This window comes from Streptomyces mayonensis (assembly GCF_018982965.1).
GTDB lineage: Bacteria > Actinomycetota > Actinomycetes > Streptomycetales > Streptomycetaceae > Streptomyces > Streptomyces mayonensis.
Window position 1 is genome coordinate 190,280 of the sequence record NZ_JACBYP010000001.1, and the last position, 19,858, is coordinate 210,137.

General features: G+C 67.9%; 23 protein-coding genes and 1 pseudogene. 3 read left to right on the forward strand and 21 right to left on the reverse strand.

Going from position 1 to position 19,858, the window contains the following annotated elements; all coding sequences use genetic code 11:
- Positions 1-21: 21 nt before the first annotated feature.
- The 5 genes from HZS56_RS00835 to HZS56_RS00855 all read right to left on the reverse strand — a co-directional run bounded on the left by HZS56_RS00835 (position 22) and on the right by HZS56_RS00855 (position 3,179).
- Positions 22-216, reverse strand: a complete 195-nt coding sequence (locus HZS56_RS00835) for an FxLD family lanthipeptide (RefSeq protein ID WP_216718652.1) — start codon at positions 214-216, stop codon at positions 22-24.
- 57 nt (positions 217-273) lie between these two features.
- Positions 274-1,497, reverse strand: a complete 1,224-nt coding sequence (gene fxlM, locus HZS56_RS00840; protein ID WP_308407953.1) for a methyltransferase, FxLD system — start codon at positions 1,495-1,497, stop codon at positions 274-276.
- Between the two features lie 263 nt (positions 1,498-1,760).
- Complete coding sequence (locus HZS56_RS00845; protein WP_216718654.1) at positions 1,761-2,156, reverse strand: hypothetical protein; 396 nt, start codon at positions 2,154-2,156, stop codon at positions 1,761-1,763.
- A 232-nt stretch (positions 2,157-2,388) separates the two neighbouring features.
- Positions 2,389-2,712 carry a hypothetical protein gene (locus tag HZS56_RS00850; protein WP_216718655.1) on the reverse strand — a complete coding sequence of 108 codons (324 nt, stop codon included), beginning with the start codon at positions 2,710-2,712 and terminating at the stop codon, positions 2,389-2,391.
- 56 nt (positions 2,713-2,768) lie between these two features.
- Positions 2,769-3,179 (reverse strand): ATP-binding protein, encoded by a 411-nt coding sequence (locus HZS56_RS00855; RefSeq protein ID WP_216718656.1) that lies wholly within the window; start codon positions 3,177-3,179, stop codon positions 2,769-2,771.
- A gap of 439 nt (positions 3,180-3,618) precedes the next feature.
- On the opposite strand from HZS56_RS00855, the gene HZS56_RS00860 reads away from it, so the two are divergent.
- Positions 3,619-5,076 carry an NsdA family TPR-like regulatory protein gene (locus HZS56_RS00860; protein ID WP_308407954.1) on the forward strand — a complete coding sequence of 486 codons (1,458 nt, stop codon included), beginning with the start codon at positions 3,619-3,621 and terminating at the stop codon, positions 5,074-5,076.
- Positions 5,077-5,114: 38 nt separating this feature from the next.
- Positions 5,115-5,588 carry a TrmO family methyltransferase domain-containing protein gene (locus HZS56_RS00865; RefSeq protein WP_216718657.1) on the forward strand — a complete coding sequence of 158 codons (474 nt, stop codon included), beginning with the start codon at positions 5,115-5,117 and terminating at the stop codon, positions 5,586-5,588.
- Positions 5,589-5,592: 4 nt separating this feature from the next.
- On the opposite strand, the gene HZS56_RS00870 is transcribed toward HZS56_RS00865, so the two are convergent.
- Positions 5,593-6,045, reverse strand: a complete 453-nt coding sequence (locus tag HZS56_RS00870; protein WP_216718658.1) for a GNAT family N-acetyltransferase — start codon at positions 6,043-6,045, stop codon at positions 5,593-5,595.
- 109 nt (positions 6,046-6,154) lie between these two features.
- On the opposite strand from HZS56_RS00870, the gene HZS56_RS00875 reads away from it, so the two are divergent.
- Entirely contained in the window at positions 6,155-6,694 is a 540-nt protein-coding gene (locus tag HZS56_RS00875) for a GNAT family N-acetyltransferase (protein WP_216718659.1), read from the forward strand.
- 90 nt (positions 6,695-6,784) lie between these two features.
- On the opposite strand, the gene HZS56_RS00880 is transcribed toward HZS56_RS00875, so the two are convergent.
- The 15 genes and pseudogenes from HZS56_RS00880 to HZS56_RS00945 all read right to left on the reverse strand — a co-directional run.
- Entirely contained in the window at positions 6,785-7,015 is a 231-nt protein-coding gene (locus HZS56_RS00880) for a hypothetical protein (protein ID WP_216718660.1), read from the reverse strand.
- A gap of 185 nt (positions 7,016-7,200) precedes the next feature.
- Positions 7,201-8,088, reverse strand: a complete 888-nt coding sequence (locus tag HZS56_RS00885; RefSeq protein ID WP_216718661.1) for an SPDY domain-containing protein — start codon at positions 8,086-8,088, stop codon at positions 7,201-7,203.
- Between the two features lie 19 nt (positions 8,089-8,107).
- Complete coding sequence (locus tag HZS56_RS00890) at positions 8,108-9,004, reverse strand: SPDY domain-containing protein (protein ID WP_216718662.1); 897 nt, start codon at positions 9,002-9,004, stop codon at positions 8,108-8,110.
- A gap of 39 nt (positions 9,005-9,043) precedes the next feature.
- Entirely contained in the window at positions 9,044-9,508 is a 465-nt protein-coding gene (locus tag HZS56_RS00895; RefSeq protein ID WP_216718663.1) for a hypothetical protein, read from the reverse strand.
- Positions 9,505-10,317: a hypothetical protein gene (locus HZS56_RS00900; RefSeq protein WP_216718664.1), complete on the reverse strand. Its 813-nt coding sequence runs from the start codon at positions 10,315-10,317 to the stop codon at positions 9,505-9,507. The genes HZS56_RS00895 and HZS56_RS00900 overlap by 4 nt, the downstream gene beginning before the upstream one ends.
- 1 nt (position 10,318) lies before the next feature.
- The gene (locus tag HZS56_RS00905; RefSeq protein WP_216718665.1) at positions 10,319-10,915 is read right to left on the reverse strand and encodes a DUF4913 domain-containing protein; all 597 of its coding nucleotides are present in this window, start codon (positions 10,913-10,915) and stop codon (positions 10,319-10,321) included.
- A 94-nt stretch (positions 10,916-11,009) separates the two neighbouring features.
- Positions 11,010-11,888, reverse strand: a complete 879-nt coding sequence (locus tag HZS56_RS37915; RefSeq protein WP_374201044.1) for a DNA cytosine methyltransferase — start codon at positions 11,886-11,888, stop codon at positions 11,010-11,012.
- Between the two features lie 22 nt (positions 11,889-11,910).
- Positions 11,911-12,189 (reverse strand): DNA cytosine methyltransferase, encoded by a 279-nt coding sequence (locus tag HZS56_RS37920; protein ID WP_253913487.1) that lies wholly within the window; start codon positions 12,187-12,189, stop codon positions 11,911-11,913.
- 4 nt (positions 12,190-12,193) lie between these two features.
- Entirely contained in the window at positions 12,194-13,366 is a 1,173-nt protein-coding gene (locus tag HZS56_RS00915) for a DnaB-like helicase N-terminal domain-containing protein (protein ID WP_216718666.1), read from the reverse strand.
- A 315-nt stretch (positions 13,367-13,681) separates the two neighbouring features.
- Positions 13,682-15,478 carry a type IV secretory system conjugative DNA transfer family protein gene (locus tag HZS56_RS00920; RefSeq protein WP_216718667.1) on the reverse strand — a complete coding sequence of 599 codons (1,797 nt, stop codon included), beginning with the start codon at positions 15,476-15,478 and terminating at the stop codon, positions 13,682-13,684.
- Positions 15,479-15,635: 157 nt separating this feature from the next.
- Positions 15,636-16,340, reverse strand: a complete 705-nt coding sequence (locus HZS56_RS00925; protein WP_216718668.1) for a hypothetical protein — start codon at positions 16,338-16,340, stop codon at positions 15,636-15,638.
- A 25-nt stretch (positions 16,341-16,365) separates the two neighbouring features.
- Complete coding sequence (locus HZS56_RS00930; protein WP_216718669.1) at positions 16,366-16,863, reverse strand: hypothetical protein; 498 nt, start codon at positions 16,861-16,863, stop codon at positions 16,366-16,368.
- A gap of 36 nt (positions 16,864-16,899) precedes the next feature.
- Positions 16,900-17,406 (reverse strand): hypothetical protein, encoded by a 507-nt coding sequence (locus tag HZS56_RS00935; protein WP_216718670.1) that lies wholly within the window; start codon positions 17,404-17,406, stop codon positions 16,900-16,902.
- Complete coding sequence (locus HZS56_RS00940; RefSeq protein ID WP_216718671.1) at positions 17,396-18,124, reverse strand: hypothetical protein; 729 nt, start codon at positions 18,122-18,124, stop codon at positions 17,396-17,398. Before HZS56_RS00940 ends, HZS56_RS00935 begins: the two co-directional genes overlap by 11 nt.
- Before the next feature lie 267 nt (positions 18,125-18,391).
- Positions 18,392-19,708 (reverse strand): annotated as a pseudogene (locus HZS56_RS00945) (putative type IV secretion/conjugal transfer ATPase); the annotation flags it as partial.
- Between the last annotated feature and the right edge of the window lie 150 nt (positions 19,709-19,858).

The window sequence follows — 19,858 nt, forward strand, 5'->3', positions numbered from 1 at the left end:
AACTACCTGCGTTGGCGCAGGTCAGGCGATGCAGGTGCTGTTCGAGCAGGCGGACTTGCACGTCGAGGTGCAGCCGTCGCCCGTGTCGTTGAGCAGGGAGCCGAGCACCGGCGCCGACGCGACCGTCTCGATGTTCAGGTCGAAGTCGCTGTCGGTGCTGTAGTCGGTCGCCGCCTTCAGGACGGGGCCGGTGGTCAGGGTGATGTGCGGTGCCATCGTTCCTCCTTGGAGGTTGGGGGACTTGCAGGGCAACCTGGCCGCGGGCGCCCTTCTTTACGGCCAGGAGATGGTGACCCGCGAGTGCGGCCGCTCGATGCAGCGGCTGCCGGCGGGAAGCTCGTCGTCCGGCGTGCCTGCCGGATGGACCTCGATGTGAGCCCGGTCGCCGCGATGGTCGCGGTCCCAGGCGCGGATCTCCTCGGCCAGGCGCGCGGCGGCCTTTTCCCGGTCGGGGCCGTGGCCGATCGCGCCGAGCTCGAAGCGGTCGGGATCGTCGGTGGCGCGGACCGTGCGATACGCGAAGCTGTCACCGTCCACGAGGGTGGGGATGCCTAGCGGGGAGGCGGAGGCGACCAGCCCGTTCGTGCGTGCGCCGGGGTCGGCGGCCATGAGCGGCAGATTGACGAGCGCGCTCGTCAGCCACAAGTCCAGGTGCTCGTTGGACTCGTGCCCGCCCAGCGTCACCCCGGACCAGACCGCGGCCCGCTCCGTCTTCAACGCCTCGGACAGGGCTGCGGTGTCGGGCTCGGGGTGTCCGTCCACGCGCAGGGCGATGTTCTCGCCCGGCGCCTCGTGCAGGGCGGCGAGCTGCATCCGGTTGGCGCCGACGCCGCGCATCGGCACGAAGCCGCACAGCTCATACCCGTCGCTGGTGAGGCAGTCGCCGTCGCGGACGAAAGCCACGGTGCGGGTCATGCCGCGCATCCGCAGCGGTACGACGAGGCGCCCGGCGTCCTTGAGCTGTGCCGTCCACGCGGGCGGGATGTCGGCGGCCTGCACTGTGACGACGATCCGGTCGTACGGGGCGTGTTCGGGGGACCCGTGCTCGGCGTCGCCGGTGACGACGGTGACGTTGTTGTAGCCGGTCTCGGACAGGAAGCGGGTGGCGCGGTCGGTCACGTCCGGGTCGATGTCCATCGTGACGATGTGGCCGCTGTCGCCGACCATCTCGGCGAGGTAGGCGGCGTTGGGGCCGCCGGAACCGATCTCCAGGACCTTCATGCCGGGCTCGATCTGCGCCTGTTCGATCTGCATGGCCTGGATGCGGGGTGCGGACACGGAGCTGACGTGCACGCCGTGCTCGTCGGTCTTGGTGATCGTCGCGTTCTCGGCCTCGTACGCCTTGGCGATTTCCACGTCGGGCGTGGCCAGGTGGCGGGGGACGGTACGGAAGGCGGCCACAACGTGGGGGCTGCGGGCGGCTCCGACCGCGATGAGGTCCTGCACCATGTCGTCGCGCAGCTTCTGCTCTGCTTCGGTGCTGCGGGCCTTGTCCACGGGCTTCTCCTTCTCGGCGCTGGTGCACCGAGCGTTGAGCGGATGTTGTTGTGCGGGGTGTGTGGGGAGGCGCTGACGGGGGCAGCTCCTCCCCACACGTTCATCCGGCGCTGGCCCCTTCTCGGGCCCGGCTGCCGGGTGGTGCTGGCCGACCGTCATCTCCCCCACAGAGTGCGCGGCCGGGGCGCGGTATCGCGCCAACTCCTTTCCGGCAGCACTGCTGCGCACGGCCGTTGGCCGGGAGAGGAGTTCCAGTCCGGGAGCTATCTGCGCAGCCTTGTGGCACGCAGACGGACACCTTCCTCGCTGACGAGGGCGGTGGCCCGGTTCATAGACCGGACGATCCGAGCCAGGTTTTGGGGTCGGCGGGCCGCGACGTGAGGCGGGGCGTTTGGCGGCGAGCGGGGCACGGCAAGTAGACGTGCCGCTTCCGCGAAGGTGGACCGCGCACTGCCGACGGCCGCGAGATCGTTCGGGAGCGCGCTGCAGTGCAAGCTCAGGTCTCGGGCGGCGACCGTCCCGTAGTCGGTGAACCGCTTGAGCATGTCGACAGCGGCCTCCCGGTCGGGTAGCTCAGCCGTCAGGCGCCCGCCCCCGGGGGTCTCGATGAGAGTGAACACCTCGACCTTGTCGGAGGCCGCGTACATCATCGTCGTCATGACTGGTCACCTAGGCGGACATCGGCGAGCTGATGGCACTGGGCTGCGAACCGGAGTTCTTCAGCGGCCGCGACATGACTCATGGGTGGCATGGGACGGTGACGTGCGTACGTCGCGATCAGAGATAGAGCGATATAGCAGGGGAAGGTCTCAGCGCTGGGGCGGTACGACCGACCGCGGAAGGCGGGTGGAGGCGGCTTCCGGTGCCGGGGGTTGGTGGTGGGGGAGCGCATCATTCGTCTTCCATTTTGTCGAGGAGTGCGCTGATCGCGACGGCGAAGCGCCGTACGTACGACAGTGCGCCGTCGAGGTCGGGGTGCTCCTCGTGCAACGTTTTCAGGAGAGCGATCTCGTCGGCCGGGTAGACGAGCGTCCGGAGCGGGGCGGTGTGGACAAGCTGTCGGACCGCGCTGCGGAACTTGTTGGTGATCTGTAGGAGTTGCTCGGGGGCGAAGCCCTCGAGTCCGTCCAGAACGTCGTTCAGCGCGTCGTAGACGCTGTCGCTCAGGCCGTCCTCGGCAAGTGAGCGGGCGAGCGCGAGGATGATCCTGTTCAAGTCAGGTTCGCGCGGAGGGAGTGGCGCGCGCGTTGGCCATGCGCTGGTGGTGGCCATCAGGCGTCCTCCGATGGAAGTCTGAGGGTGCACCAGGTTGTGGCACCTGCGTCGTTGGTGCCCCACAGCTCCGCCAGTAGGGCAACGAGGTACAGGCCGCGCCCGGATTCGTCGTCATCAGCAGGGTCTTGGAGTGTGGCGGGAGACTGATTGCCGTCAGCTACCTCGATGCGCAGTTCGCCGTCGTTCAGGCACACACGCAATGCCGTGTTGGATCCACCGTGCTCGATGGCGTTCGTCACCAGTTCGGACACGACGAGGACGACGTTGTCGATGACCGCTTCGGGGACGCCCCAGCGCCGCAAGGATGCAGTGGTGATGCGGCGGCACGGGCTGACGAAAGCCGGGGCGGGTTCGAACGACACCTCGAAGGAACGCTGAGAGGGAGCAAAGGCTGGCGCAGCGGTCATCGAGACCTCCCCGGACCGACGGCGAGATCGCGGTGCCTCATACATCCCGTGACCGTGATCGCCAAACGCGGCACTGCGGTGCCCGGCGAACGCGACAAGGCGACGCCGGCGCTGCTGCCAGTGGAGGAGTGCATGTGGGGTGCTCCTGCATGTCGGTGTCGGGCTTCCGTTAGCGAACCGCGTAACCAACGCGATCGCTATGGGGTCAAGGAGCCGCGGGTGGTCAAGGTGGTAAAAGATCAACTTCGATGCGTGGCCCCCATCCGATGGCCGCCTGATCGCCTCCGGCTGGTTCTGTCACTTGGGTAATCGCCCGACGAAGGCGTGCGGTCCCCCTGAAGGAAGAGCAGTCGCGTAATCGCCCAGGCCGCCGCTTGGACGGGTGGCCTTCTGTCATGTGGCATGCATCTGGCGGAAGTTGATGGTTACGGTGAACTCCATGGCCATCGGCGCATACCGCTTGGTCAAGGTGGTAAAAGATCGTTCGGAGTGCGGGGGCGACAAGATGGCGCGCGAGAGGAACGAGCGGCTGGTCGCGCTGCTGGAAGAAGCTGCCTGGTCACGCGCCATGGCAGCTACGGCGTACAACCGGGTCGCGGCTGAGACATTGAACGGCGAAGTCCGTGAGAACTCCAAGATCACACGCACCCACGTGAGCATGTGGGTGGGCGGTGCCCAGCCCTCCGGGGTCGCGCCCGCTATCTTGTGCGAGGCGCTGTCCCGTCGACTGAAGCGTGAGATCACGCCGCAAGAAGCCGGGTTCGCAGTTCCCACCTCACCAGCGCAGGAGGCGCTGGACTGGCGCGTCGATCCATTGATCGCGCTGAACGACTTGGGGAGTGGCGTGGACGCTGACAGGCGTCGTTTGCTTGCGGGAGGCGTGTACTCCGCAGCGGCCCTGATCCTTCCGGACGAGTCATGGTGGACTGCCATGAATCAACCGCCGAGTGAAGAAAAAGCACTGGGCAGACGAGTAGGGCACGGCGACGTCGAAACTGTGCGTGAGCTGACCTTGGCGTTCTCGCGCATGGACCAGCGGCGTGGAGGAGGTCAGGGTCGCCGTGCCGTCGACTCCTACTTGCAGCACGAAGCGCTCGACTTCCTACGAGGGCGGTTCACGAGCGACGAGACTCGTCGTGCGATGTACTCGGCTTCGGCCGAACTCGTCTATGTGTCGGGATGGATGGCCTTCGATAACAGCGAGCATGCGATCGCACTTCGCCGCTTCAACACAGCAGTGAAGCTGGCCGCGCGCTCAGGTGACGCACCGCTGACCGGGCACATCCTGCGCGCCATGGCACACCAGGCACTCGATCTGGGGTTCCGGAGCGAAGCCATGCAGATCGCGCAGACATCGGTGCGTGGCCAGCGATACCTCTCTGCGACCCCTCGGGAGCGCGCACTGCTCGGTGTCGTTCACGCACGGACGCTCGCGGCGAACGGCCGCAAGCAGGAAGCCGCGCAGGCTCTGCTCCGCGCCGAGGACGACCTGTCGAACGCCCATGAGGGGGTGCAGGAACCGGACCGGACCTTCTTCTTCGGGGAGGCGTCGCTGGCGCATGAGACTGCCTGCACACTCCGGGACCTCGGCGATGTCCAGCGCGCGGTACGGCAGTTCAGGCAGTCAGTGCGTACGCGTGGATCCGAGTTTCGGCGCACGCACGCGGTCACGCTGGGATATATGGGGGCAACGCAGATCGCGCAGGGAAGTGTCGAGGAAGCCTGTTCCACGTGGACCCGGGTCCTGGACGCCATGGAAGGTGGCATCTACTCCGGCCGAGCAAGGCAAACGGTCGTCGACATGAGGCGCTTGTTGACCCCCTACCGCAAGCGCGGCATCCCCGCAGTGGGCGCTGTCGACGCCCGTGCGGCCTCCTACCTGGCCGAAGTAGATTGACCAGCAGCAGCGGCACTGATCGAGGGAAGGGCAGGAACGTGACGTTGGAGATCAAGCCGATTGGTGAGGTCGTCGCAGGACGCACCGAGGTCGCCGACGACTACTGGGGCGGCATTGAGTCGGTCATCCAGCTCGACGAGAACGAATTCCCCCTCGACTCCGTGCAGGGTCTGGAAGAGTTCTCTCACCTGGTCGTCGTCTGGCACTTCAACCAGGCGGCTCCCAGCGACGTCGAGTACCACGCGCGCAGCCCGCGCGGGAACCCGGACTGGCCGGCAACCGGCACTTTCGCCCATCGCAACCACCGGCGCCCCAACCAACTCGCCCAGTCCTTTCCGAAGCTGCTGAAGGTAGAGGGCCTGCGGCTGCACGTATCCGATCTCGATGCAGTCGTGGGTACGAAGATCTATGACCTGTCCCCCTACTTCCAGGAGATGGGGCCGCGCGACGCGATCCGGGAACCGAAGTGGCCAGGAGAGATGCTCGCCGACTACTGGATTACGAAGGAATGAGCGGTCAAGCCGTCGTCGGCGGGCGAACCATGTCGCCGTAGTACGCGCGGTACTCCGGGTTGTCGCTTGGATCGGCTACGTAGATGAAGCCGAGCCTTAGCCATGCTTCGTACAGGTCGCGATCCCAGGCGGAGAGCACGATCTCTTGATCGGGCACGCGCCTGAACAGCTCGTCGATCAAGGCCCGTGCGATGCCCTGACGCCTGAAGTCAGGGGAGACGTGGAGTTCGTAGAGTGCCACGAAGCCGGGCTCAGAGAAGCCTCCGCTTCGCTGGATGGAGTGCAGCCAGCCCGCTGGTGTTCCATCGGAACGCTCGGCCACCAGGGCGTGAAACGCCTCTTCGAGGGACGTGCCAGAGTCGCGAGCTTTGTTCGTGACCTTCCAGCCCTCGGTGTTGTCGCTCATCCATTCGACGTCGGCTGGTTGGGCGTCACGAACCGTGATGCTCTCGGCCATAAAGTCCTCCAAGGGGCAGGTCGGTGCTCCTCGGATCGTATGCAGTGCCTTTCACGCACCGCACCACCCATCTCCTGGACCGAGTACACGACTGCAGGAGGCCATCGGTATGACTTTGGTACCCGCCATTGAACTCCGGACATTCACCGAACTGGAGGCCACACGCGGTGCCTTGCTCGAGGTGTACGCCGAAGCACGTGCTCCGCTGCTGCACCTGCCGAACTACGCCGTCACGTCCTTCGGGGAGCGCCTGGACCGACACGGCACGGAACCGGGCTTCAAGGCCGTGCTTGCCTACGAGGACGCTCACCCGGTGGGCTACGCCTACGGCAACCGGATCGAGGACGGCGACCGCTACTGGCAGCGCACCAGCCCGCCTCCTAGCGAGCGGTACACGGCGCGGGCCGCGATCGCCCTCAAGGAGATCGGCGTGCGACCGGGCTGGCGAGGCACGGGGGTCTCGCGCCGCATCCACGACGAGCTCCTGGCCGGTCGGGAGGAGCCGTACGTCACGCTCATGGTCAACGAGGCGGCGGGGGACGGGAAGGTGCACGCCCTGTACCGGTCGTGGGGGTACGAGGACATCGGCCACAGCCAGCCTTCTCCGGCCTCACCGAGGTTGACCGTGATGATCCGCCCCATCCGATAGACAGCGAATCAAGGACGGAGCGGCACGGTGTGAGACGCGCCGACCAGCGCACTGTGTGCTCCCGCGCCGCTTCGTCTTCGAACCTGCGATTCACACCTGGGCCCAGTCGAGCTGCCTGCGGATATTCGGCGACAACACTCCGGCTTGGCCGTTCTCGGCGAGGTACACGGCTCCCGCACCGGATGCGTGTCGTTCCTCGATGACGCGGCCGGTGTGGTGGGTGAACGGCCAATCGGGATTGATGGCTAGGTAGACGGGGAGGTCCGGATCAAGGAGCTGGAGTTGCTGGAGCAGTTGACCGACGGTTAGGGACTTCGGCAAGAGAGCCTCCTGAGCTGGGGAGCAGGCAGCAGATGAAGGGGGCGCGGAAGTTCCTGGCCCCCAATTGACCTGCGGCTTTGTAATCAGTCGTACGTTGACATCCCCGAGAAGTAGGTCGCCATTTCTGAGCCCCAATGCATGTCTGCCGTGAGTGAACTGCGCGCGTCGAGGTGGCTCGCATCGACTCAACGGAGGCCGGATCGATCGCCCCTGGAGTTATGCCCGAGGCCACCGCGCTGACCGTGGATGTGTGCAGGCGAGTGGTAGCTGGGGCTCGGTGCCACGGTGTGAACGGCTGCGCGCCGATGTCCTAGGGAGTGGGCTCGGGCAGCAGCAACGCGTTGCACGTCCAAAGGGGTTGGTGTGGGCGGCGGAAGGGGACGCATTTGGGCGACAGAGCGGTTGCGGGGAGGCACGTCGCGTTCGCAGCGGAGCACTGGGTCTTGGTCGGCGAGACGTTTGGTTGTTGCGGCGATGAGCGATGTCGGGACGCCGGAGGTGAAGGTGGCGTACCAGCGTTCCAGGTAGCCGTCCTCGCCGCCCCACAGCAGCCAACGTTGCCGTTCACCACGAAGCTCCTCCTGACGAGGCACAAGCCGCCCCGAGTGGCTGAGGCCGGCCAGCCCGTCGGGTGCGGTGAAAAACGTGGACGGACGCGTGCTGCCGTGCCGCCATCCGGCTTTCTGTAGCGGGAGCCACCCCTCCTGGGATGGACTGCTCGGACCGAAGAGCGCCGCGGTCGGATCGTCTTGATAGCGGTCGGCGAGCGCCGAGGTAAAGGCGGTGACCAGCTCGGTGGGGGTGGGGGTGTCGAAGGTAGTCATCCACTCCGGCTCGGCGAACGGGGACCGTTGAGCAGTGATCTTCCAGAGAGTGTAGTCCGGGCCTTCAGGCATGTAGCCGAGCCGGAAGCGTTGGTCAGGGGAGTTGACGTAGACGTTCCCGTACTCGTCACCAGCGAGGACGAATCCGCAGTTGAGCAGTGGCTGGAGGGCTGGATCGCCTGTGTGCATGGAGCCAGCGAGGTAGACGGGGGAAACGAGGGTGTCGCCGTCGAAGGCGTGTGGGGACATAGTGGTATCCGGGGGTGCATCAGCGCTGACGGCGGGATCGGCCGTGCTGAGGGGCGGGCTTTGTCGGGGTAGGGGCGGTTGCTGGTGTATGTGCCTGCGCAGTGTGGGGGCTGCGGGCCAAGGCCATCTGGCTGAGGGGAGTGGTGGGCTGCGTTCCTGGTACGCGTACGTGCACCAGGTCACGGTGGAGTTCGGGGATTTCCTCGACGCGGCGTACGACGGCGTCGGTGCTGGTGATGACGTTCGCGGCGGCAGCCCGTAGGTGCGGGAGTGTCGTGCGAGTGAGGTACGCCCGCCAGCTGGGCGTGAGGCGAGGCTCGACGCCGGCGGAGAGTCGCCACATGGATTTGGCAGGGGAGACTAGTTCGTCGTACTCGTGGGTCCAACCGCTGCGGGTGCGGACACCGGCGTGCCCATCCGGGGAGATGTTCCAGTAGGGCCGGCTACCGCGTACGAGCTCCCAACTGTGGCGGCGGAAGACACTCTCGTGGCTGTCACCGGTGTAGTGCGGGCCGTCGCTGAAGTAGTCGCGAAAATTGCTGGGCAGGCTGTCCACGAGTGCCGAGGCGAAGCCGGCGACGATCTCTTGTGGGGTGTTCCGGTCGAAGGTGGTGATCCAGTCAGGGACGCCGAGTGGATCCTCTGCGTACGTGATGGTCCAGCCGCCGAAGTAGCTGTCGGCGGTGTTCGCGATCCGTACGCGCTGGCAGGGGCTGGTGAAGTACGTGTCCCTGTTGTCGAACGGGACGGTCTGTGTCCAGCCGGGTGCGTCGTCCAGGACGTCGAGGACCGGGGCGCGGGAGCCGGGGCCTGCGAGGTAGAGCGGGGCGACGAGGACAGGGGTGTCGGGGGTGAGGGCGTCGAGATCGAGTGTGGACGTGAGGTCCTCCAGAGAGGGATGCCTGAGCGTGTGCACGGCTTGGGCCGGAGGGCCGCGAGGCCGGGGCAGGGTGACTCAGAGCACGCGGCGCGTGGACGTGGTGGTAGAAGTCCGCGGGGGAGCGGTCGGTGCGGCGGGTGGCTGCTTGGCCGCCGCTATGTGAGCGGATCGGGCGCGGGCTACCTCCGAGCGGCTCCGGTCCGTTGGAACAGCAGAGCGATCGTGATCCAAGCGTTGGCTGGCCAGGCGATATGCGGTGTGGTCTTGGCGTTCACCGACGGCCAAGAGGTAGATCTCGCGCCGGTGTTGGGAGGTGGCGGGGGCGTCTCGGAATTGGATGACCAGCCGCCAGCGGGTTTCCGGGTCGACGTAGACCTTGTGGCAGCCCGCCAGTTCGCGAGTGAGGGGTGCGCCGCGTTCGTTGCCGTGGACCAGGTGCTGCAGTTCCAAAAGGGCGAGGTCGCGGATGTGGTCCGGGACGTGGCGCAGGTCGGCGAGCGCTTCCGGGTGTGCGGCGAACGCGAAACGGGCCGCCTTCACCGCATGCCTCCATGCGGGTGAGGACTCGTGGACGGGGGAGTACGGGGTGCCGCCACAGGAGCAGGTGGCACGGCAAGGTGCTTAGGGCCTGGGCCGGCGGAGCGTGCCCGCGCGGCATGGGCCCTCGGTGTGGTGCGGCTGGGCGGTTCAGGGGGCTGAGGCAGCGGAGCGCTGCGGGGCATTGCCCAGGTGTCGGCCGCCTCCGCTGTGGCGAAGGCACCTTCGCGCATCGTGTACATCTGGAAGTTCTTGTCGGCCTCTTCGAGGAACAACCGGTACGGAGCAGTCGCCGAGTCGGGGTGGTGGTCGTAGATCAGCGTGCGGACTTCGGTGCCGAAGTCGAAGGTGCCCGGGTTGTCGGTGCAGTGGTCGAGTACCTCGTATCGGTTCTCCGGGTTGGTTCGGAGGAGGTCTTCGAGTCGGGAGGTGAGTGCGTCGGCCGGCCGGGGGCCGTGGTTGCGCGTTGGCAGGGTGGCTTCTGGTGGGCAGCCCCGCTGGATGAGCCAGTACTGGGCGAGGGGCACCACGGGAGCGCGCTGGGTGGCGAAGTCGAAGGTGGACTGCTCGGGAGTCCGGGTGATGTGCAGGGCGACGAACTCGGCCTGTCCGGGAGCGTCCCAGATGGCTGCCCGGTCGTAGAAGAGTAGGTAGCTGTCGAGTCCGTCGGCGCTGTGATGGTCGGCCATCGGCACGAACATGTCGTCGGAGATCGTGGCCCGGACGAAATGGTCCTCGGTGTCTTTCGTGGCGGCCTGGAAGCCGGTGAGCCGGTAGTCGTGCTCGAGGCTCTCGTAGAAGCCGTCGTCCACGTCAGGCCACCAGGTCCACGTCGGGCGCGGCCAGGAGTCGATGATGGGGGCGTGCCGCGCTGGTGGTGCATGCACCGAACGGGCCATCGGGTGCGCGGAGTTGAATGAGTGTCGGATCGAGATGGTCGCGGTGCCACGTCTGCGGGCCGGCCAGGCCGGCCTCGATGTCGGTGAGCTGCTGCCAGGCGAGCCACAGGGCGTGAAGGCGGGCGACGGCCTCGGGGTGTTCTTGCCACTGTCGGCACCAGGGGCGTGAGGTGCTGATTTCCCGCCCGTACACGGGGATCAGCAGGTGATGGACCCACCGTGTCAGCGCGGTGAGTTCTTCGTCGTAGGCCTTGCCGTCGAGCGCCAGGATGAAGATCGAAGTCGGACCCTCGTGTGGGGCGCCGGGTCCTGCAGACGTGTTCGCGTCTGCCGGACCCGACACACCAGGCAGGCCGGTAGGGTGCTCGGCGGCTGCCTCGTCGATGAGACGGGCAAGCGTGTCACTCTGTTTCCGGCTCTCCGCGACCAGTCGCGTGACGGTGGCGACCAGATCGTTCAGGTCGTGGTCGGGCACGCGTACCGGCTCGTGTTCCTGAGCGGGCTCAGCCATCACTACCCCTCTGCAAGATCGAGTGTTCGGGGTGGTGATGGTCCGTGGAAAGCTGGGTTTGGCTCGGCCGGGATGCTGGTGTACGGACCCGGGATCACGTCGGGCTCTGGTGTCGGCAGGCGGCGAGTGAAGGCGCCAAGTGGCGCAGGGCGTATGAGGCTTGCTGCGGCACAACCCCGTTGCCCAGTGCTGCGAGCTGGGCCGGTCGGCCCAGCCCTGGAGTGGCAGTCACCCAACCTGCCTCGAGCCCTTGCATCCACTCCACGAACTGCGGGCTGAGCCGGCCGGCTGCGTCGGTGGGGCGGGGCGCCGGCCGCGTGATGTGTTCCCAGCGGGCGATGGCCGCCGCGTACGATCCCCAGCTCTGTGACTGTCCGGCCCGAACAGGGTGGGCGTCCCTGTCGGAAATCCGGCACCATCCGCCGGGCCGGGGTTCGACGCGTGTGTGGAGGGCGTGGAAGGTGTCGTGGTTCGTAGCGAGGCTGCCGACGGCGGCGCGTTCAAGTCCCCATTTCCATGCAGCCGGTTCGGCAACTCCTTCGTTCCATCGGAGGCTTTCGGGGTGGACAGGAGCCACTCCACCTCGTCCGCCAGGTTCGGCCCGTGGCCGCCCTGTTTTCGTAGCGTCGGGTGCTGGCTGCCACCGTTCGTCGCCAAGTTGCTCGTTGGTGTCTTCAACAGCGGCCCCGTGTCCGGCAGGCCAGGCGGCGAGGAAGACCCGTTCGCGGCGGTGCGGGGCGCCGACGTCGGAGGCGCGAAGCACACACCATCGCGCATCGAACCCGATGTCGGCCAGGGAGCCGAGTACGGCACCGAGTGCGCGCACAGCAGGCTGACCCGTGGTGTCTCCCAGACACCACGGGCAGGGTTCCACGTCGCCAGGGGAACCGGCGGGGGAGGAGAGGAGTCCCCGGACATTCTCGATGACCACCAGACAGGGATTGAGGGCTTCGATGGCACGGACGACGTGCAACCACAGGCCGGACCGGGTGCCATTAGCCAGTCCGGCCCGACGGCCGGCGACCGAGACGCCTTTGACAGGGGAAGCCGGCTGTCAGGACGCACACCTCCGGAACGTCCGTCCAGTTCACCGTGGTGACGTCACCGAGGTTGGGCACGGTGGGCCAGTGCCGCGACAGGATCCGGGCAGGCCCAGGATCGAGCTCGGCGTGCCAGGCGAGAGCGCCGCCGAGGACGGCCTGGACACCGAGGTCCAGGCCGCCGTAGCCGGAACAGGCGCGCCGATCAGTGGCCCCGGCGGACCGTCGCTGCAAGCGGTCATGACGGGCTCCGGCGGGTGGGGCGTGGAGGGTTCGGTGGGACGTCTGCGGCAGGCCTCGACCTCTGACTGCCGGAACGATGGGACCGACTGCGAGAACGTGCTGCTTCCGTCCGAGAAGGCGAAGTGTCCTGTCGGCCGGAGTGCGACGGGTCGGGCTCGGTACCACTCGCCATGCGGTGGCGGCGGCGTGCGTCGTCGAGCGGGCCGAGAGCGTACAGCGCGTAGTTGATCAACTGCCCCGGCGCCAATGCGTCCTGGCTGGCGAGCTCTCGCACCTGCTGCGCTGCCGTGGCGGCGGTACGGGCGAGTGAAGCGGTCACGACCTGTTCGCCGTAGTGCGCGGCGGGGCCGCCAGGTGCGAGGGGATCGCAGATACGCAGGACCCGCTCGGTATCCAGCGTCCCGTCGGTCAGTGCTCCGCGGCGCTGGGCTTCCCACAGCACGGTGAGCTGGTCGATCGGCTCGCCCCGGTGGTGCAGTGCACCGAGCGCACGGTAGATGTACTGATGACCTCGATCGGCGAAGTCGGTGGGGCGGAGCCATGGCACCAAATCCAGCAGCTGCTCGGGCTGGGAGACCAGGCACCCCAGGAGGAACTCCTCGTCTGCAAGGACCTGTTCCGTCACCGGAGGCGTCGATTGGGCGAGAAGGGGGTGGTCGTCGGTCGGCTGGAGAGGACGTGCTTCGGTACCCCAGGTTCGGGCCATCTTGGCGAGCACGTGGGACAGGACTTGGGTTTGGTGCACGGTTTCGTCGGCCGTGCCGGCCTCCAGGTCGGCCAGGGCGACCCGATGCAGGCGATCGGCGTGCTGCGCGACGCTGCGGTGGATGGCGCCCTCCAGCACCATGCGGCCATACATGGGGGCGTGCTCGGAGCGCGGACACGCCGACACCAGCAGGTGCGGATAGACCGCGGTCAGGCCCCGGGTGTGGAGGCTCGCCTCGTGGACGGTGTCGGTGATCCAGGAGAGTGGTACAGGGCCCGTGCTCTTCTCGGCGGTCGCGGGGTGCTCTTCTGTCCGGAGCTTGAGCATCGCGGCGTACAACGTCGCATGCACAGGACGATCGAAGTGTTCCGGTCGCAACCAGTCGGAGAGCCGCTCGAGCTGGCGGGGGTCCAGGAAGAGAGCGCCCAGGACGGCCTGTTCGGCGTGAGCGAGTGGTGTCACGGCCGTGCCTTGCGGATGGGGCGTCGCATGCCGCGGAGTGCGGCGACGGCACGGTCGGCTGCCTGCAAGTCGGCGGCGAGGCGATCGAGTTCGTCGGTGAAGTCCTTGTCCGAGGCGCGAAGTGCGCCCGCAGGGCTGACGAGCCACCAGTGGGCTCCGTGGCGTACGACGGGGGTATCAGCGAGGCGTCCAGAGCCTCGGGCGGAAGAGTGGAGCGGGGAGACGTGGGTCAAGACTGTGCCTTAAGAGATGCGGGGTCGGGGGAGCGGGGCGGAGCTCCGGGTCTGGCCCGTTCAGTGCGGCAGGGCAGCGGCTTCACGCGGCCGGACCGAAGTGGCTGCGGCGCAGGCTCTTGGCCAGGGCGCGATCAGTGATGGCTGCTGTCTCCTCGGCGGACGCGGCGCTGAGCCGGTCGGCGTCGGGCTCGCGGTACCAGGGCTTGAGGTCGAGGAGCGCGGGTCGGATCCCGGTCGCCAGGAGCAGCGCGGATCCCTTGGGCAGGGCGCGGATCGCGTCGGCCGGCAGTGCCCGCTCTTGACGCGTGGACACCGACGTCGACTTGCCGGATTCGCTGGTGGACACCGAGACGGTTCGTACGTCGTGCTCGCCGACAAGGCGGGAGAGCTTGTCCGCGAAGTCCGCGTCGTCGATGCCGGAACCGATGAGTTTGATCGTCGCGGCGGACCAGAGGGCGTCCATACCGGCCTCGCCCCAGACACGTACACCTTGACGGTAGGACTGCAGGATCGTGATGGGGATGACGCCGCGGCTGCCGAGATGTGAGTACAGGTCCGGCAGGTCGGCGATCTTGCAGACGTTGGCGGCCTCGTCGAGGATCGCGAGAATGGGTGCGTCGAGGCGTCCACCGTCGCGCTCGGCCTGAATGACAGCCGTACGCATCACGGCGTCGGCGGCAGCCGCGATGATCGCAGAGGCGGACCCGCCGCCGTCCTTCGAGAGCAGGAACAGGGTGTCCTTGCTGGTGGCGAACTCCTCGGGCTTGAACTCCCGTATCTTCGACGCCTTGTCCGGCGGGGTGACCCAGGCGGCGATAGACGGGTTGAGGAGGCAGCTGGCGTACTGGCGGGCGGTTTCGAAGATGCCGTCGCGAGTCTCCACCGCGCCGGCGACCGTGCCGTGCAACTGGGCGGCGACCGCATCGAGCCCGGCGTCCTGGAGAAGGTCGATGGGGGTGCGGTCTGCGGGGGAGGCGAGCCAGGCCAGGACATCGGTGATGGGGCGACGGCCGCGGGCCGCGGCGAGGAAGAGCGCGGTGAGGGTGTTAGCGGCGGCAGTGGACCAGAAGTCACCCGCGCTCGACTCGTTTACGGACGCGGTGACGAAGTGCCCCGCCAGACGCCGGGCGCCGGCCAGGTCGTGGGCGTCGGCAAGAATGTCCCACCACACGTCCTGTGGCGCGTGGGCGATCTGCTGCGGGTCGAACGTCCACACCGTTCCGACTTCGGCGCGGGCGGCGGCCGTGGCGGTAAAGGCATCACGAGCTGCCTTGTTGCTGGTCAGCAGGACCGGGCCGGGCGCGCGCAGGATCGCGGGGATGGCCAGCCCCGAAGTCTTCCCGGACCGGGGAGCCATGATCGCGACGATCACGTCCTCCCAGGAGGACCGGACCTCTCGTGTGCCTTGGGGAAGTGTCCCGAGCAGGACGCCGCGGTCGTCCGGCGACACATGCTTTGGCTTGGTGTCCTTCAGGCCTGGGCGGAGGTCGATCGCCTTGGCGGCAATCCTCTGGGGCAGCAGATCGGCGAGCGCCCGATGGTCGGCCAGACCGCTCGAGCTGCCGCGCACCCGCAACCACACCTTGGCTCCGAGTAGCAGGACAGCCAGGAGTACCAGCGTGGGCAGGACGTAACACGTAACGACCACGGCCGGGTGGGGGAGGTGCGGCCAGAGCCGAACCGGATGTAGCAGCGACGCTGCGGGAGCGTAGGGAGGCCAAGGGCCACCGCCGATCGCGGAACTGGCGAGGCTGCCGAAGAGCCAGGCCAGGCTTCCTCCGCCGAGGCCGAGCGCTGCGACCGCGATCAACAGATACAGCAGGGTGTCGGTGCCGGTGGTGGTCGAGGGTGTGCTGGTGGTGTTTGGACGAGGCAAGGCGCGGTCCCGTGAGGTGGTGCGGAGAGGAGCGGGGTTTGGGGCCGACGGGGGCTTCTGGTGCTCACGAGGGGTATCTCTTGGTGTTGGTGTTGGTGTTGGTGTTGGTGTTGGTGTTGGTGTTGGTGTTGGTGGCGGGTGGTCGGAGCCAGGGGCGTCAGCGGGTTCGGCCGGGCTTGGGTGCGGAGGGTGGAGTGGATGCGGCAGCTTCACTGGGCGTGGTGGCGGCGGGGTGGTGTGTGGTTGAGGCGGCGGCGTAGTAGTTCACGAGCTGGGCCTGCCAACTGGGACGGGGCGGACGGTCGAGAGCCCTGAAACGGTCGGTCGCGACATGCAGGTCCTCGCCGAGCGAGGTCAGCGTCGCGGCGGCCTCGGTGAAGTCGTCCGCGAGGTCCCAGCCCTCCTCGCTCCCGCCTTCCTTGGCCTTTTCTGCGGCGGCCTCGAAGAACTCGCCGAGGCGGACGAGCACTCCGTCGTGCGGATCGAGGACGTGGTCGGTGAGGACGGCCGCCGCCTCGGAGGTCTCGGCGCCGTTGAGCTGATCGGTCAGAGCGAGGATCTGATGGCCGTAAACGCGATTGCCCAGTGGGTCGGACGGCGTCGTCACCGTGCCGACGAAAAGGTCGGGGCTGATATCGACGCGGTAGCCGACGGCGGTGAGCATCCGTGCGGCGTGGCTGGCTACCTGGTTCTCGCGCTGCTCGCCCGTGTCCCAGTGCAGTCGGTGCCAGAAGGTGCGGATGGATTGTTCGTAGATGAAGCCGGCGCGGTCGAGCAGGGCGTTGGCGAGGGCGTCGCCGCCGCGGGCGATGACATTGCCGTCGTCTTCGCGGGTGATCGTGATGGTTGGTGTGTCGGACACGGCAGGGCTCCGGGGTGTGTGGGTTTCAGAAGTGCGGGTTCTCGGTCGGCCGATCGGAGGCAGAGGCCGCTTCCAGTAGTTCGGGCAGGTCGGAGGGGTCGGCATCACGCTGGTCCAGCCACCAACTGGCGCTGGACACCTGCCGGATGAGGTTCTCGACCGTCTCCCACTCCGCCTCGCTGGTCGTGCCCTCGACGACACGTGCGGTGTAGGCGGCGGTCGCGAGCTGGTGGCGGCATCGGACGGCCCAGTTGGCTGCTCGCTCGGTGCCCTCTAGCGGAGGCATGCGGTACTGCTCGGACCACTCCTCGGCAGCGAGCTGTTCCTCTGCCCGCTTCTGGGCGAGCCACTCGGCCTTGCCTGCGTTGTCCCGGTTGCGGGAGGCGTGCCAGCATTCGGCGCAGTCTCGCTCGCTGAGCCAGCGGGCATAGCCGGCCCTGCGATCGGCCGGACGGTCCGACAGGTCGGCCTCGGCGGTGTGGCCACAGGCGTGATCGATGGTCCATACCTTCTTGACAGTCATGAGCAGGACTCCTTGTAGGCAGAGAGAGGGGGCGGGTTAACGGGTGCGGCGTCGTGTGGCGGGACGGATGGCGGAACGTTTCGCCGGAGCGTTGGTGTCTGGGCCGTCTTCGCGCCGATGCGGTGATGGCACGATCGCGGCTCGCGCGCGCATGGACGGCGCGGGTGCCGAGCCATCGCTGCGTTCCTGCACGGGGGCTTCATTCAAGGTGAAGGTGTCTTCAAGGGGGCCGACCGGCGGAGCGGACGAACGAAGGATCTTGGGATCGGCGGCGACGGAGAATCCGTTGTCTTGGAAGGCCCGGGTTGCCCTGGCCACCGCGCGGACGGCGGTGGTGTGTGAGGTGTCGCTCGGCAGCACATAGACGTCGCGTGCATGTGAGTAGAGGAAGCGGTGTTCGCGGAGGATCTCGTCGAGGAGAGGGCGGTCGTCCGCGACGGCAGCAGCCACGCCGAGATCCGGGATCAGGCCGAAAGCGACGTCGGGGTCTTGGTGCGGGTTGATATCGGGACTCCTGGGTGTCGTTGGGTGGTCAGCGCGCACGGGCTCGCAATGCGGGTGCCGGTGCGGAGCGTTGCTCAGCAGCGAGCGCAGGCCGATGGGACGTGGCGGAACTGCGTGCCGGGGATACATCGGTTGCGGCGTGCGCCCGCCGGTGTCGGAGCACCCGGTTCGGGTTGAGTTGAACGTGATCGCCGATGTCGGGGGAGGCGTCGAGGGGCATGTTCGAAGCCGGCGTCTGACGGGTTACGGGCTGAAGGTCATAGGCCGCATCGGACGTGACGCTGTACTGCGCAGCCCGCAGCGACTGGACCGCCTGGCTGCCGCGCCGGACCGGTTCGCGGTGTGGTTCGGTCAGGGTGTACATGTTGCTGCCGGTCAGGCGCTTGAAGCCGACCCGCCCCAGCATGTGCTCCGCGACAGGATTGTCGTGGGAGGTTGACGCGATGACTCCGTAGCGGGCGTGATGGCCGACGGTGATGTGCGGGTGGGCCGTCGCGGCGATCGGAGGGCGCCGGCCGAGATCGACGTCATCGATGACGACATGGTGGCCGACGACATCGGTGTGGAGCTGGTCGAGGGTGGGCTGGACGACATCCGGCTCCGCGTCGCCCAAGGCGTACTCGTACTCGGGATGCTCCGTGGAGAACCCGGCCTCGAGGAGAAGACCGTGCGCCACTTCGTGGTCGTCACCAGAGACGCTGGCTGTCACGCCCAGGTAGACGTGCCGGGTCAGCGTGATCCATGCGTAGTCAGCCACGGTGGCTCGCGATGACACCTGTGGCGAGCGCCCGGTCGGCCAGGCGGTGCGATTCATCCAGGGCGCCGAATGGGCAGGTGGCCAGGGGGATGGGGCGTTCGGTGGAACCGGTCGTGATGGCGGTGACGTAGAACCGGGCCAGTCGTCGTGCAGCACGGCGAAGGACGAGAAACGCAGACAAGAAGAGCCGTCCTCGGGGAGAGAGCTTGTCCGGGTGAGCCGGAGGAGCGGGAGCAATGAGGGCGTGGCCCTCGGCGGTTGAGTGGGTCAGGCCGCCATGCGGAAGTCGGTGTCGAAGAGGTCGCGTTCGCGGGGATGGAGCAGGTGCTGGGTGATGAAGGAGCGGCCGGCCACCTTCCACAGTCCGCGTCCCTTGGTCAGAGCGGATACGGCTTGGGTCTCGACGCCAGTCAGACCCAGGAGAGCTGCTGCTGCGGCGAGTTGGTCTGCTTCCTGGCGGTAGATGATGCGGGTTGAGCAGTCAGTGAGGAGGCCCTCGGCGAGTGCGCGGCCACGCGACCCAGCGTCGCCTGCGGTCAGGAGGTCGGACAGCCGGTGGACGATCATCATGTTGGCGATACCGAGGCCGCGTGAGAGCTTCCACTGGCTCTGCATCCGTTCCAGCAGCGCGACGTGCCGCATGACCCGCCAGGCTTCGTCGTAGATGACCCAGCGCCGTCCGCCATCGGGGTCGGCGAGCGCGGATTCCATCCAGGCGGAGGCGCAGGTCATGGCGAGAACGAGCGCGGTGTCATCGCCTGCGCTGCCGAGGCGGGACAAGTCGATGGAGAGCATCGGCGCATTCGGGTCGAAGGCCACCGTGGAGGGGGCATCGAACATGCCGGCCAGATCACCGTGGATGAGGCGGCGTAGGGCATGAGCGAGGTCTTCAGAGGCCTGGCCGATGCGGCTGGAGGGTTCGCCGAGTGCGGCGTCCAGGCGTTCGGGGGAGCCGAGGACGTGGGCGACCTGGCCGAGCAGGGGAGTGGTGCCGGTGGCCTCGGCGTGGGTGACGACCTCGTCGAGGGCGACGTCGAGGGCGGTGTGCTCCATGGGGTGCAGCTCGCGGCGCAGGACGGTCTTGGCGAGCGAGGCGAGCAGGAGGAGACGGCGCTTGCGGACCTCGCTCGCCCAGTCCTCGTCGCTGATGCCGGCAGGCTTCGCCGGGGCGTCGAGCGGGTTGAGACGGCCGGGGAGACCAGGACCCAGGGCGATGGTCTGCCCGCCCAACTCATGGGCCACGGCTGTCCATTCACCCTTGGGATCGCATGGTACGTAGATGCGGTAGCCGAAGGCGACGGCGCGTACGGCGAGGGACTTGGCGAGGGCGGACTTGCCCATGCCGATGACTCCGGCGAGCAGGATGTTGGGGTTGGTGAAGCCGTCGAGCCTGCCGTAGAGGGCGAACGGGTCGTAGGTGAAGGCGGCTTCGGCGTGCACGTCGCGGCCGACGTAGATGCCCTGGGCGCCGAGTCCTCCTTCGGCGAGGAAGGGGTAGGCGCCGGCGGCGACCGCTGTGGTCATGCGGTGGGCGGGGAGGCCGAGTTTGCCGCCGCGGGCGGAGGCGGGGCCGGGGCGGCCGGCCCCCCCCCCCCCCCCCCCCCCCCCCCCCCCCGGGGCGGGCGGGGGCCCCCCCCCCCCGCCGCCCGCGGCCCCCCCCCCCCCCCGCCCCCCCCCCGCCCGCCCCACCCCCCCCCCCCCCGCCCCGCCATGGGGGGGGGGAGGCATGCCTGT

Excerpts from the sequence above, each read along its gene's own strand:
- HZS56_RS00885 (WP_216718661.1), bottom strand. The coding sequence starts at position 8,088 with ATGTCCCCACACGCCTTCGACGGCGACACCCTCGTTTCCCCCGTCTAC.
- HZS56_RS00870 (WP_216718658.1), bottom strand. The coding sequence starts at position 6,045 with ATGGCCGAGAGCATCACGGTTCGTGACGCCCAACCAGCCGACGTCGAA.
- HZS56_RS00855 (WP_216718656.1), bottom strand. The coding sequence starts at position 3,179 with ATGACCGCTGCGCCAGCCTTTGCTCCCTCTCAGCGTTCCTTCGAGGTG.
- HZS56_RS00905 (WP_216718665.1), bottom strand. The coding sequence starts at position 10,915 with ATGGCTGAGCCCGCTCAGGAACACGAGCCGGTACGCGTGCCCGACCAC.
- HZS56_RS00860 (WP_308407954.1), top strand. The coding sequence starts at position 3,619 with ATGGCCATCGGCGCATACCGCTTGGTCAAGGTGGTAAAAGATCGTTCG.
- HZS56_RS00875 (WP_216718659.1), top strand. The coding sequence starts at position 6,155 with ATGACTTTGGTACCCGCCATTGAACTCCGGACATTCACCGAACTGGAG.
- HZS56_RS00930 (WP_216718669.1), bottom strand. The coding sequence starts at position 16,863 with ATGACTGTCAAGAAGGTATGGACCATCGATCACGCCTGTGGCCACACC.
- HZS56_RS00845 (WP_216718654.1), bottom strand. The coding sequence starts at position 2,156 with ATGACGACGATGATGTACGCGGCCTCCGACAAGGTCGAGGTGTTCACT.
- HZS56_RS00835 (WP_216718652.1), bottom strand. The coding sequence starts at position 216 with ATGGCACCGCACATCACCCTGACCACCGGCCCCGTCCTGAAGGCGGCG.